Annotated in this window: 12 protein-coding genes; all 12 read left to right on the plus strand. The window is 72.1% G+C overall.

From position 1 onward, the window contains the following. The first annotated feature begins 67 nt into the window (after nt 1–67). The 12 genes from Saso_RS03810 to Saso_RS03865 all read left to right on the plus strand — a co-directional run bounded on the left by Saso_RS03810 (nt 68) and on the right by Saso_RS03865 (nt 13203). Entirely contained in the window at nt 68–670 is a 603-nt protein-coding gene (locus tag Saso_RS03810) for a TIGR03086 family metal-binding protein (protein ID WP_189927890.1), read from the plus strand. 163 nt (nt 671–833) lie between these two features. Next, a complete protein-coding gene (locus tag Saso_RS03815) occupies nt 834–1595 on the plus strand; it encodes an MBL fold metallo-hydrolase (protein ID WP_189927889.1) in 762 nt (253 codons plus the stop codon). A 164-nt stretch (nt 1596–1759) separates the two neighbouring features. After that, the gene (locus Saso_RS03820; protein WP_189927888.1) at nt 1760–2440 is read left to right on the plus strand and encodes a GntR family transcriptional regulator; all 681 of its coding nucleotides are present in this window, start codon (nt 1760–1762) and stop codon (nt 2438–2440) included. Next, on the plus strand, nt 2437–3348 hold the full coding sequence (locus Saso_RS03825) for a dihydrodipicolinate synthase family protein (protein ID WP_189927887.1): 912 nt from the start codon (nt 2437–2439) through the stop codon (nt 3346–3348). The genes Saso_RS03820 and Saso_RS03825 overlap by 4 nt, the downstream gene beginning before the upstream one ends. Next, the gene (gene araD, locus Saso_RS03830; protein WP_189927886.1) at nt 3336–5090 is read left to right on the plus strand and encodes an L-arabinonate dehydratase; all 1755 of its coding nucleotides are present in this window, start codon (nt 3336–3338) and stop codon (nt 5088–5090) included. The genes Saso_RS03825 and araD overlap by 13 nt, the downstream gene beginning before the upstream one ends. A gap of 116 nt (nt 5091–5206) precedes the next feature. Continuing rightward, nucleotides 5207–6142, plus strand: a complete 936-nt coding sequence (locus Saso_RS03835) for a carbohydrate ABC transporter permease (protein ID WP_189927885.1) — start codon at nt 5207–5209, stop codon at nt 6140–6142. Continuing rightward, on the plus strand, nt 6139–7038 hold the full coding sequence (locus Saso_RS03840; RefSeq protein WP_189927884.1) for a carbohydrate ABC transporter permease: 900 nt from the start codon (nt 6139–6141) through the stop codon (nt 7036–7038). Before Saso_RS03835 ends, Saso_RS03840 begins: the two co-directional genes overlap by 4 nt. A 199-nt stretch (nt 7039–7237) precedes the next feature. Continuing rightward, nucleotides 7238–8398 (plus strand): Gfo/Idh/MocA family protein, encoded by a 1161-nt coding sequence (locus Saso_RS03845; RefSeq protein ID WP_189927883.1) that lies wholly within the window; start codon nt 7238–7240, stop codon nt 8396–8398. After that, entirely contained in the window at nt 8398–9252 is an 855-nt protein-coding gene (locus Saso_RS03850) for a DUF6807 domain-containing protein (RefSeq protein ID WP_189927882.1), read from the plus strand. Before Saso_RS03845 ends, Saso_RS03850 begins: the two co-directional genes overlap by 1 nt. Further along, nucleotides 9249–10793 carry a glycoside hydrolase family 43 protein gene (locus tag Saso_RS03855; protein WP_189927881.1) on the plus strand — a complete coding sequence of 515 codons (1545 nt, stop codon included), beginning with the start codon at nt 9249–9251 and terminating at the stop codon, nt 10791–10793. The genes Saso_RS03850 and Saso_RS03855 overlap by 4 nt, the downstream gene beginning before the upstream one ends. Nucleotides 10794–10957: 164 nt before the next feature. Next, nucleotides 10958–12295 carry an ABC transporter substrate-binding protein gene (locus Saso_RS03860; protein ID WP_189927880.1) on the plus strand — a complete coding sequence of 446 codons (1338 nt, stop codon included), beginning with the start codon at nt 10958–10960 and terminating at the stop codon, nt 12293–12295. A gap of 107 nt (nt 12296–12402) precedes the next feature. Further along, complete coding sequence (locus Saso_RS03865; protein WP_189927879.1) at nt 12403–13203, plus strand: rhamnogalacturonan acetylesterase; 801 nt, start codon at nt 12403–12405, stop codon at nt 13201–13203. Nucleotides 13204–13206 lie beyond the last annotated feature (3 nt).

Below are 13206 nucleotides of genomic sequence, written 5' to 3' on the forward strand. Positions count from 1 at the left end.
GTTGCCCCGTACGTGCCGCCCGGCCGGACACCGATGAGTTCTCGTGCCTACGGCGGTCCACCCCTGTATGACCACCGACACGACAGCCCTACCCACCCTCGACCTCGGCCCGCAGACCCTGATCGTGGCGCGCCTCGCGGAGGGCGTCCGCGACGAGCAGCTCGCGCACGGCACGCCCTGCCCCGGCTGCGCCGTCCGCAACATGCTCGGGCACCTCACCGGCCTCTCCGTCGCCTTCCGGGACGCCGCCCGCAAGGACCTGGGGCCCACCACCGACACGGCTCCGGACGCCGCCGCTCCCGACATCGGCCCCGGCTGGCGCGCGGAGCTGTCCAAGGCGCTCGACGGGCTCGCCGACGCCTGGCGCGACCCGGCCGCCTGGACCGGCATGACCCGCGCGGGCGGCGTGGACCTGCCCGGCGCGGTCGCGGGCGCCGTCGTCGCCGACGAACTGGTGATCCACGGCTGGGACCTGGCCCGGGCCACCGGCCAGGAGTACGCGCCCGACCCGGCCGCGCTGACCGCGGCGCACGGGTTCCTCGCAGCGGCCGCCGCCGAGGGTGAACCCGGCAGCGGTGTGTTCGGCCCCTTGGTCCCCGTCCCGGACGACGCCCCGCTGCTCGACCGCGCGCTCGGACTCAGCGGCCGCGACCCCGGGTGGAAGCCCTGAAGCCATGAAGTCGTGAGGCCGTGAGGCCGTGAGGCCTGACACCGTGAAGACCTGAGCCCGTGTCCGGCCGGCCCGGACGGCCGGACGTGGACGGCCCCCGCCGGTTGCCGTAGACGGGGCAATCACGGCACACCCGGCGGGCCCGAAACGTACGCTCACCGGCATGCCCCTCAGCCTCACCGTCCTCGGTACCGCCTCACCGCACCCGGGTCCCGGCCGCCCCTGCTCCGGCTACCTGCTGCGCGGCGCTGGGGCGGAGGTATGGGTGGACGCCGGACCCGGCACGTTCGCGGAGTTGCAGCGGCACACGGATCCGGACCGGCTCACGGCGATCTGGATCTCGCACCTGCACGCCGACCACAGCGCCGACCTCCTCGCCGCCGCCTACGCCCTCGCGTACGGCGGGATGACCCCTCCGGCCCCGATCCCGGTCTACGCGCCGCTCGACTGCGCCCGGCGCCTGGCGGGGTTCCTCGGACGGCCCGACGTACGGTTCCTCAGCGAGGTGTTCGACTTCAGGGCCCTGTTCGACGGCCACACGGTGCGGCACTGGAACCTGCGCCTCACCTCGCGCGCCGTGGCACACGACACCGAGGCGTACGGACTGCGCGCCGAGTGCCAGGGGAGCGTCCTCGCCTACTCGGGGGACAGCGGGCCGTGTGACGCCCTCGGTGAACTGGCCTTCGGGGCCGACCTGTTCCTGTGCGAGGCCGACATCGACCGGCATCGCGAAGGCGAACACGACCAGCGGGTCCACCTCACGCCGGAGGAGGCGGGCGAGGCCGCCCGCAGGGCGGGAGCGCGCGAGCTCTACATCACCCACGTCGGACCCACCCTCACCCGCGAGGACGCCACCACCCGGGCCGCCGTCACCTTCGGCGGGCCCGCCCGCACGGCACGCGAGGGCGAGACCATCCCCTTCTGACCCCCCTTGGGGCGCTTGCGCCCCGGCAACCTCAACTTCCTTTGCCGGAAGCATTGACGAAACACGGGGCCGCTCCTACCTTCAACGCGTCGTACTTCGTACGTCATATATGAGACGCGATACGCGAGATCCGAGACCGGACCCGCGACACCCGAGAGGCGCGCATGACCTCTGTGCCCACGCCGATCCCCTCCCGCACGCAGTACGTGCTGGAGGAGATCAAACGCCGCATCCTCACCGGGCGGCTGACGCCCGGTCAGGCCCTGGTGGAGACCGAGCTCGCCGCGCAGTTCGGGGTCTCCAAGACCCCGGTCCGCGAGGCGCTCAAGACCCTGGCCGGCACCGGACTGGTCGTCATGAGCCAGTACAAGGGCGTCACGGTGCGCATGGTGGACGCGGACATGGCGCGCGAGGTCTACGACGTACGCCTGCTCCTCGAACCCGAGGCGCTCAAGCGGGCCGTGCGGCGCGGCGCCTCCCTGGACGCCGCGCGCGAGGCGCTGACCCGGGCCGACGAGGCGACCGACACCGCCGAACGGTCCCTGGCCAACCGGGAGTTCCACCGCGCCCTGTACCTGCCGTGCGGCAACCCGCTGCTCGGCCGCATGCTCGACGAGGTGCGCGACCAGGCCGCCCTCGTCTCCGCCGTCGCCTGGGCCGCCTCCCCCTCCTGGGACCGGGAGGCGGGCGAGCACCGCGAGATCCTGCGGCTCGCCCTGGCCGGCGACGCCGAGGCGGCGGGCGCCGCCCTGCACGCCCACATCGCGTCCTTCGTCCACCGGGCGTTCCCCGAGACCGCCCAGGAGGCCCCCGTGCGGGCCCAGGCAGAGAAAGGCCAGGAATGAGCAGCGTGGCGTTCGAGACCGAGCGAGCGGCCCTGGCCGACGTGGTGGCCATCCCGGTGACCCCGTTCGCCGAGGACGGCTCCGTCGACGGTGACGCCCACCGGGCCCTGCTGCGCCGGCTGCTCGACGGCGGCATCACCACCCTCACCCCGAACGGCAACACCGGCGAGTTCTACGCCCTGACGCCCGACGAGCGCCGGCTGGTCATGGAGCTGACCGCCGAGGTGGCCGGCGGGCGGGCGGTGATCCTGGCCGGTGTCGGCCACGACGTGCCGACGGCCGTCGCCTCCGCCCGCCACGCCCGTGAACTGGGCGCCCGGATGGTGATGGTCCACCAGCCCGTCCACCCCTACGTCTCGCAGCGCGGCTGGGTCGACTACCACCGCGAGATCGCGCTGGCCGTGCCCGAGCTGGGCGTCGTCCCGTACATCCGCAACGCCCAGCTGCACGGCGAGCGGCTCGCCGAACTGGCCGACGCCTGTCCGAACGTCATCGGCGTCAAGTACGCCGTCCCGGACGCCTCCCGGTTCGCGGCCTTCGCCCGGGACGCGGGCCTGGAGCGCTTCGTCTGGGTCGCGGGCCTGGCCGAGCCCTACGCCCCCTCCTACTTCTCCGCGGGCGCCAGCGGATTCACCTCCGGGCTCGTCAACGTCGCCCCGGCCGTCTCGCTGAACATGATCGAAGCGCTTCGATCCGGCGACTACCCGGCCGCGATGAAGGTGTGGGAACAGATCAGACGCTTCGAGGAGCTGCGCGCCGCCAACGGCTCCGCGAACAACGTCACCGTCGTCAAGGAAGCCCTCGCGTCCCTCGGCCTGTGCCGCCGCGAGGTGCGCCCCCCGAGCCGGACGCTGCCCGAGGCCGATCGCGCCGAGGTCGCCGCCATAGCCGCCGGATGGTCCCTGTGAAGCGCTTCGACGATCAACCCCGCAAACGGCCCGAGGACCTCAGAAGCCACCAGTGGTACGGCACCGACGGCCTGCGCTCCTTCAGCCACCGGGCCCGCACCCGCCAGCTCGGCTACCTGCCCGAGGAGCACCTCGGCAAGCCGGTCGTCGCGATCCTCAACACCTGGTCCGACATCAACCCCTGCCACGTCCACCTGCGCGAACGCGCGCAGGCCGTGAAGCGGGGCGTCTGGCAGGCGGGCGGATTCCCGCTGGAGTTCCCGGTCTCCACGCTCAGCGAGACCTTCCAGAAGCCCACCCCGATGCTCTACCGCAACCTCCTCGCGATGGAGACGGAGGAGCTGCTGCGCTCCTACCCGGTCGACGGGGCGGTGCTGATGGGCGGCTGCGACAAGACGACACCCGCGCTGCTCATGGGCGCGGCCAGCGTCGACCTGCCGACGGTCTTCGTCCCGGCCGGACCCATGCTGCCCGGTCACTGGCGCAACGAGGTCCTCGGCTCGGGCACCGACATGTGGAAGTACTGGGACGACAAGCGGGCCGGCCTCATCGGCGACTGCGAGCTGGCCGAGCTGGAGAGCGGCCTCGCGCGCTCGCCGGGCCACTGCATGACGATGGGCACGGCCTCCACGCTGACGGCCGCCGCGGAGGCGCTGGGCGTGACGGTGCCGGGCGCGTCGAGCATCCCGGCCGTGGACTCCGGGCACGACCGGATGGCGGCCGCCGCGGGTCTGCGCATCGTCGAACTGGTCCACCTGGACCGCAGGCTGAGCGAGATCCTCACCCGGGACGCCTTCGAGGACGCGGTGACGACCGTCCTCGGCCTCGGCGGTTCGACCAACGCGGTGATCCACCTGATCGCCATGGCGGGCCGGGCGGGCGTCACGCTCACCCTCGACGACTTCGACCGCGTCGCCCGGACCGTCCCGGTCCTCGCCGACGTGCGGCCCGGCGGCCAGAAGTACCTGATGGAGGACTTCCACTTCGCGGGCGGCCTGCCCGGGTTCCTCTCCCGCATCCCCGACCTGCTCCACCTCGACCGCCCGACCGTCTCCCACGACACCCTGCGCGAGCAGCTCGCCGGCGCCCGGGTGCACGACGACCACGTCATCAGGCGCCGGGACGACCCGGTGGCGGCCGAGGGCGGGGTCGCCGTACTGCGCGGGAACCTCTGCCCGGACGGGGCGGTCATCAAGCACATCGCGGCCGAGCCGCACCTGCTCAAGCACACCGGGCCCGCGGTCGTCTTCGACGACTACCGGACCATGCAGCGCACCATCAACGACCCCGGGCTGGGGATCACCGCCGACACCGTCCTGGTGCTGCGCGGCTCCGGTCCCAAGGGCGGTCCGGGCATGCCGGAGTACGGCATGCTGCCCATCCCCGACCACCTGCTCAAGCAGGGCGTGCGGGACATGGTGCGGATCTCCGACGCCCGGATGAGCGGGACGAGTTACGGCACGTGCGTCCTGCACGTGGCACCCGAGTCGCACGTCGGCGGTCCCCTCGCCCTGGTGCGCACCGGGGACTCGATCACCCTCGACGTGGAGGCCCGCATCCTCCGGCTCGACGTCGACGACGAGGAGCTGGAACGGCGCAGGGCGCAGTGGACGCCCCCGCCCGTGCGCTACGAGCGTGGCTACGGCGCGCTCTACAACGAACAGATCACCCAGGCCGACACCGGCTGCGACTTCGAGTTCCTGGCCCGCGCGGGCAAGGTCGCGGACCCGTACGCGGGCTGACCCGCCCGAGCACGTCCCGGCCCACGCCTGCGCACGAAGAAAGCGCTTCACCCGACCCGAGCGCCCGCGACAGACGCACGACGCACCGAGAGACGTACTGAGAACGGAGAACAGTCATGGCCCAAGCCGCAGCCGTGGCGAAACCGCCCGCGCCACCCCGGCGGCGCCGTGCCTCCGCCACGCCCCGCAGGCTGCCGTACCTGCTGATAGCGCCGGCGGCCCTGCTGATGCTGGGTTTCATCGCCTACCCGGTCATCAGCGTCTTCTACTACAGCCTTCAGAACTACAACCCCACCAAACCGTGGCGCAACGGCTTCGCGGGCTTCGACAACTTCGTCCACGCCTTCACCGACGACCCGCAGTTCTGGGACACCCTGACCTTCAGCGCCAAGTGGGTGTTCGTCGAGGTCGGGCTCCAGCTGCTGTTCGGTCTGGCGCTGGCCCTGATCGTCAACCAGACCTTCGTGGGGCGCTCGCTCGGCCGGGCCCTGGTGTTCTCGCCGTGGGCCGTCTCCGGCGTGCTGACCTCCGCGATCTGGGTCCTCCTCTACAACTCCCAGACCGGCATCACGCGTTACCTCGCCGACGCCGGCATCGGCGAGTACGGCACCAGCTGGCTGTCGGACACCTCCACCGTCTTCCCCGCGGCGATCGTCGCCGACCTGTGGCGCGGTGTCCCCTTCTTCGCGATCCTCATCCTCGCCGACCTCCAGTCCGTCTCCAAGGACCTGTACGAGGCCGCCGAGGTCGACGGCGCGAGCCGGATCAAGCAGTTCTGGCACATCACCCTGCCGCACCTGAAGGACGCGATCGTGCTGTCCACGCTGCTGCGCGCGGTGTGGGAGTTCAACAACGTGGACCTGCTCTACACGCTCACCGGCGGCGGTCCGGCGGGGGAGACCACCACCTTGCCGCTGTACATCGCCAACACCAGTGTCGACGCCCACAACTTCGGTTACGCGTCCGCCCTCACCACGGTCGCGTTCGTGATCCTGCTCTTCTGCTCGATGGTCTATCTGCGGCTCAGCAAGTTCGGAGGGGGCGACAAGTGATCACCAAGGAGGCCACCGAGGTCACACCCGTCCCCGTGCGCGTCCCCGGCGCGCCCGACCGGCGCCCGACCCGGCACCGGCGCGCCTGGGACGAGGCCCCCCGCTGGCAGATCTACCTCCCCCTGGGGATCTATCTGGTCTTCACCCTGGTCCCCTTCTACTGGATCCTCCTGTTCGCGCTGCGCCCGGCGGGCTCGACCTCGCTGGTGCCCTGGCCGATGACCTTCGAGCACTTCGAGAAGGTCTGGAACGAGCGGGACTTCGCGGTCTACTTCCAGAACAGCGTGATCACGGGCGTGGCCACCCTGCTGCTCACCACCGGCGTCGCCCTGGCCGGCGGCTACGCCCTCGCCCGCTTCGACTTCAGGATCAAGCGCGGCTTCATGCTCGCCCTGCTGTGCACCCAGTTCGTGCCGGGCGCGCTGCTGCTCGTCCCGCTCTTCCAGATCTTCGCCGAACTCAAGATGATCAACTCGCTGGGCAGCGTCATCATCGCCGAGACGGTCTTCCAGCTGCCCCTGTCGATGATCCTGATCAGCGGCTTCATCCGGAACGTGCCGTACTCCCTGGAGGAGGCCGCCTGGGTCGACGGCTGCAACCGGCTCACCGCCTTCCGGATCGTCGTCCTGCCGCTGCTGCGGCCCGGACTGATCGCCGTCGGGTCCTTCGCCTTCGTGCACGCCTGGAACCACTTCCTGTTCGCCCTGATGTTCCTGTCCGACCAGACCAAGCAGACGATCCCCGTCGGCCTCAACACCCTGATGAGCGCGGACAGCGTCGACCTGGGCGCGCTCGCGGCGGGCGGCATCATCGCCGCGGTCCCCGTGGTGATCGTCTTCGCCTTCATCCAGAAGTGGCTGATCACCGGGTTCAGCGCGGGGGCGGTGAAGGGATGAGGCCGCACCGGATCACGGGGACGGCGGCCGCGCCGGGTCCGCTGCGCGCCCCCGCGCGGGCCGGTTCCGGGGACGTCCGCGGCACCGCGCGCGCTCTCCCGGCGGACGCCGGCCGGGCGCCTACCCTGCACCGAAAGACCGGCAGCGCCGCGCCGGCCGACCGTGAGGCGGCACGCGGCGCGGGCGCAGGGAGGAACCCATGAGCATCGCCGTACCCGTCGTCCTCGCGGGTGCGCGTGGCCACGGCCACTGGCACCTGGACAACATCCGCCGGCTCCAGGACAAGGGCATCGTGCGCCTGGCGGGCATCTGCGAACTGACCCCGCTGAGCCCGCGGGAGATCCCCGAGGGCCTCGGCGCACCCGAGCAGTCCGCCGACTTCGGCGCGCTGCTGGAGTCCACCGGCGCCCGGATCGCCGTCGTCTGCACTCCGATCCCCACCCACACCGACCTGGCCCTGACCGCGGCGCGCAAGGGGGTGCACCTGCTGCTGGAGAAGCCGCCCGCGCCGTCCTACGCCGAGTTCCGCCGGATGGCCGACGGGGTCGCCGAGGCGGGCGTGGCCTGCCAGATCGGCTTCCAGTCGCTGGGCTCGCACGCCGTGCCCGCGATCCGCGACCTCATCGCCGACGGGGTGATCGGCGAGATCGCCGGGGTCGGCGGCGCCGGCGCCTGGGCCCGCGCCGAGGACTACTACCGGCGGGCGCCCTGGGCGGGCAGGCGGCGGCTGAACGGCGTCGACGTGATCGACGGGGCGCTCACCAACCCCCTGGCGCACGCCGTCGCCACCGCCCTCGCGCTGGCCGGGGCCACCCGCGCCGACGACGTCACCGGCATCGAGACCGAGCTGGCGCACGCCAACGCGATCGAGTCCGACGACACCTCCTGCGTTCGGGTCCGCACGGCCGGCGGCCGCGAGATCGTCGTCGCGGCGACTCTGTGCGCCGAGGACCCGGACGACCCGTACGTCGTCGTGCACGGCAGCCGCGGCCGGATCACCTACTGGTACAAGCAGGACCGCGTCCTGCTCCAGCGGGCCGGGCACGGCCCCGAGGAGTCCGAGTACGGCCGCACCGACCTGCTGGAGAACCTCGTCGACCACCTCCGCGACGGGACGCCGCTGCTGGTCCCGCCCGCCGTGACCGAGTCGTTCATGCGGGTCGTCGAGGCGATCCGGGTGGCCCCCGACCCGGTGCGGCTGCCCGACGACGCCTGGCATCTGCTGCCCGACGAACGGCGGCGCGTCGTCCCGGGCGTCGACGGGCTGGTCGCCGCCGCCGCCGACACCCTCGCGCTCTTCTCCGAACTGGGCGCCCCCTGGGCGTTCCCGACCGCGCACCCGAAAGAGGTGAGCCCCTGATGGCCTCACAGCCATCCGACGCCCCGGTCGTGCTGCGTGTCGCCGGCCGCCCGGTCGCCCGCTACGTCATCCGGCCCGAGCTGCCCGCCCGGCTCTCGCCGCGCCCCTATCTGCATCCGGTCACCACCCTGGCCGGTACCGCGGTCACCGAGCTGAGCCCGGCCGACCACACACACCACCTCGGCGTCGGTGTAGCCGTACCCGACGTCGGGGGGCACAACTTCTGGGGCGGACGCACCTACGTCCGCGACCGCGGCCCGACCGAGCTCGACAACCACGGCGCCCAGCGGCACAGTTCCTTCCAGCTCCGCGACCCGGACGGCTTCGTGGAGGAACTGCGCTGGGTCGCCTCGGGCACCGAACTGCTGCGGGAGCGGCGGACGGTGGCGGCCACCGAGCTCACCTCCTCCGCCTGGGCGCTGGACTTCACCTTCTCCCTCACCAACGTCACCTCCGGCCCGCTGTCCATCGGCAGTCCGGCGACGAACGGCCGCCCCGGGGCGGCCTACGGCGGCTTCTTCTGGCGGGCCCGCAAGGAGGACGTCCCTCCCGAGGTCTTCACCGCCGGCACGCGGGGCGAACCGGCGGTCCACGGAGCCCGCGCCGACTGGATGGCCCTGGCCGGCGCCGACTGGACGCTCGTCTTCGCCGGGGCCACGAGCGTCACCCGGCGCGACCCCTGGTTCGTGCGCACCGGCGAGTACCCGGGCGTCGGCTCCTCGCTGGCCTGCGCGGAGCGACTGCCCTTACCGCCCGGGGAGACGGCCGTACGCCGGATCGTCACCGTCGTCGCCGACGGCCGCCCGGACCGGGACGAGGCGGCGGCACTGGTACGGAAGGCGGTCAGCCAGTGACGCACGAGACGTACACCAACCCCGTCCTGAACGCCGACTGGTCCGACCCGGACGTCGTGCGGGTGGGCGACGACTTCTACCTCACGGCCTCCAGCTTCGGCCGCGCCCCCGGCCTGCCGCTGCTGCACTCGCGCGACCTGGTCGACTGGACACTCATCGGGCACGCCCTCGAACGCCTGGAGCCCGCCGCGGAGTTCAGGACCCCGCGGCACGACTGCGGGGTGTGGGCGCCTTCCCTGCGCCACCACGACGACCGGTTCTGGATCTTCTGGGGCGACCCCGACCGGGGCATCTTCCAGATCAACGCCCGGGAGATCAGGGGGCCGTGGTCCCGCCCGCTCCTGGTGAAGGAGGGCAAGGGCCTGATCGACCCGTGCCCCCTGTGGGACGAGGAGACGGGCGAGGCGTATCTGGTGCACGCCTGGGCCAGGTCTCGGGCGGGCGTGAAGAACCGGCTCACCGGTCACCGGATGCACCCGGAGGGGACGGCCGTCCTCGACGAGGGCAAGGTGATCGTCGAGGGGGACCGGATCCCCGGCTGGTTCACGCTCGAGGGACCGAAGCTCTACCGGCACGACGGCTGGTTCTGGATCCTCGCGCCCGCCGGGGGCGTGGAGAGCGGCTGGCAGGGCGCCTTCCGCGCCCGGGACTTCTTCGGTCCCTACGAGGAGCGGATCGTCCTCGAACAGAAGGACACCGACGTCAACGGCCCCCACCAGGGCGGCTGGGTGCGCACCCCTTCGGGCGAGGACTGGTTCCTGCACTTCCAGCAGAAGGGCGCCTACGGGCGGGTCGTCCACCTCCAGCCGATGCGCTGGGACGCGGCGGGCGGCTGGCCGGTGATCGGCGACGAGGGCGCACCCGTCCGGGAGCACCGGCGGCCCGCCCTGCCGGCGGGGCCCCCGGCCGCGCCCGCCACCGACGACGACTTCCCCGGAGGACGCTTCGGCCGCCAGTGGTCGTGGACGGCCAACCCCGAGGCCGGCTGGGCGACCCAGCACTCCGCCGACGGACTGCGCCTGACCTGCCTGCGGACCGCCGACGCGCACGATCTGCGTGCCCTGCCGAACATCCTCACGCAGCGGCTTCCCGGCGACCCGTGCGCCGTGGAGGTGGAGCTCGAACTGCACAGCGAGGAGCCGGGCGCCCGGGCCGGGCTCACGGTCCTCGGTGACGCCTACGGCTGGATCGGGCTCCAGCGGGGTGCCGACCGGACCGTCCACCTGGTGCACCGCTTCGCCGAACCGGTCGCCGCGGGGGCGCCTCCCGCACCCTGCGGAGCGGGGGAGCGGGAGCGGGACGCGGCCCACGCCAGGCTCGCCCCCAGCGGCCGGGCGCGTCTGCGGATCGAGATCGGCGCCGGGGCCCGCTGCCGTTTCGCGTACGACATCGGCGACGGCCTGCGCCGGTCGGGCCCCGTGTTCACCGCCACCCCCTGGCGCTGGGTCGGCGCCCTGCTCGGCCTCTTCGCCCTCGCGCCCACCGGGACGGGCCACGCGGGAGCGGCCACGTTCGGCGAGTTCCGGATCGCACCGCTCTGACCCTGCCGTGTCCTCAGCCCGTTGGGAGCCGCCATGACGCACCCCTGTAGCAAGCGCTTGCCCCCCGGGTGTCCGCCGGGAACCGTACGCCCGGGCCGGCACCGCCAACCGACCCCCCACACCTTCCTTTCACCGTCGGGATCCAGAAGAAGAGAGCCGAACACATGAAGAGCAGCATCCGCAGAAGCAGGCGCGCCGCACTGGCCGTCGCCCTGGGCTCCGTGCTCGCGCTGACCGCCACCGCCTGCGGCGACGACGGCAGCGGCGGCGCGGGGGACAAGGGGGGCGAGGGCTCCGGCAAGGGGGAGATCACCTTCTGGGACAACAACGGCGGTGTGCGTACCGACGTCTGGAAGGAGATCATCGCCGACTTCGAGAAGGCGAACCCCGACATCAAGGTCAACTACGTCGGCGTACCGGCCGACAGCGTCCAGTCGAAGTACGACACCGCCATCCAGGGCGGCGGGCTGCCCGACGTCGGAGGCGTGGGCACCGCGATGCTCGCCGAGGTCGCCGCGCAGGGCGCCCTCGAACCGCTGGACGGCCGGATCTCCAAGAGCACGCTGAACGGCAAGCTCAACCAGAAGTTCCTGGACGGCGTCAAGGCCGCGGGCATCGACGGGAAGACGTACTCGGTGCCGACCTCGGCGAACAACGGCACCCTCTGGTACCGGACCGACCTCTTCCAGCAGGCCGGCCTCGACGCCCCGACGACCTGGACGAAGTTCTACGAGGCCGCCGGCAAGCTCACGGACAAGAAGAAGAACGCGTTCGGCTACACCATCCGCGGCGGCGCGGGGTCCATCGCCCAGGCCCTGGACGCCACCTACGGACAGAGCGGCATCACCGAGTTCTGGAGCGGTGACAAGACCACGGTCAACGACCCGAAGAACGTGGCCGCGCTCACCAAGTACGTCGGCCTGTTCAAGAAGGACACCCCGTCCGCCGACGTCAACAACGACTTCACCAAGATGGTCGCCCAGTGGGACTCGGGCACGATCGGCATGCTGAGCCACAACCTGGGCTCCTACGGCGACCACCAGAAGGCGCTGGCGGGCAAGTTCAAGGGCATCCCGGCCCCGACGCAGGACGACGGCACGCGGGTGCAGGTGTCCAATCCGGTGGACGGGCTCGGTCTGTTCAAGGCCAGCAAGAACAAGACCGCCGCCTGGAAGTTCATCGAGTTCGCCGCGTCGCACGAGTCCAACAGCAAGTGGAACAAGACGGCCGGGCAGGTGCCGGCGAACTCCGAGGCCGCGCAGGACAGCTGGGTGCAGGAGTCGGAGCCGACGAAGCTGGCCGCCGAGGCGCTGGCGGGCACCAGCACGAAGATCGTGCAGCTGCCCTACTACCTGCCCGACTGGAACACCATCTCCAAGGCGGACAACGAGCCCAACTTCCAGAAGGTGCTGCTCGGGAAGCTGAGCCCGAAGGACTTCCTGGACACGCTGGCCGAGCAGCTGAACACCGCGCAGGCCGACTGGAAGAAGAACCACGCGTAGTCCGAGCGCTCGTGGTGGCGGGGAACCGCGGGCCCCTGCGGGGCCGCTCGCGCGGTTCCCCGCGCCCCGGGAAGACATCCACACACCCCTGTTGAGAGGTGCACCTCGTGTCCCTTACCCGCAGACAGGTCACGTCCGCGGCGCTCGCCGCCGTCCCGCTGGGCGCGGCGGCGGCCGGGCCCGCCCGGGCCGGGACCGCCCGCCGGCCTCGCACGCTCTTCGTCGCCGGTGACTCCACCGCCGCCCAGAAGTACTCCGACGCCGCCCCCGAGACCGGGTGGGGGATGGCGCTCCCGTTCTTCCTGCGCAAGGACCGGCCGGTCGCCAACCACGCGGTCAACGGGCGCAGTTCGAAGAGCTTCATCGACGAAGGCCGGCTGGACGCGGTCCTCGCCGCGATCCGGCCGGGGGACTTCCTGCTGGTCCAGTTCGCGCACAACGACGAGAAGACCACCGATCCGACCCGGTACACCGAGCCCTGGACGACGTACCAGGACCACCTGCGCCAGTACATCGCCGGCGCCCGTGCCAAGGGCGCGCGTCCCGTGCTCGCCACGCCCGTCGAGCGGCGCAGGTTCGACGCCGCGGGCACCGCCCTGCCCACGCACGGGGAGTACCCGGCCGCCATGCGCGCACTGGCCGTGCAGGAGCGGGTGGCGCTGCTCGACATCCAGGCGCTGTCGCTCGCGCTGTGGCAGGAACTGGGCGTCGAGGAGACGAAGACCTACTTCAACTGGACCGACACCGAACAGGACAACACGCACTTCAACCCGCCGGGCGCGATCGCCGTGGCGCGGCTCGTCGTGCGGGAACTGCTGCGCACGCGGGTGCTCGCGCCGCGTGACGTCGTGCGGCTGCACGACGAGATCCCCACGTCCTGGATCACCTGGCCCCCACCGCTCGCCTAGGGC

Source organism: Streptomyces asoensis, from assembly GCF_016860545.1.
Classification (GTDB): Bacteria; Actinomycetota; Actinomycetes; order Streptomycetales; family Streptomycetaceae; genus Streptomyces; species Streptomyces asoensis.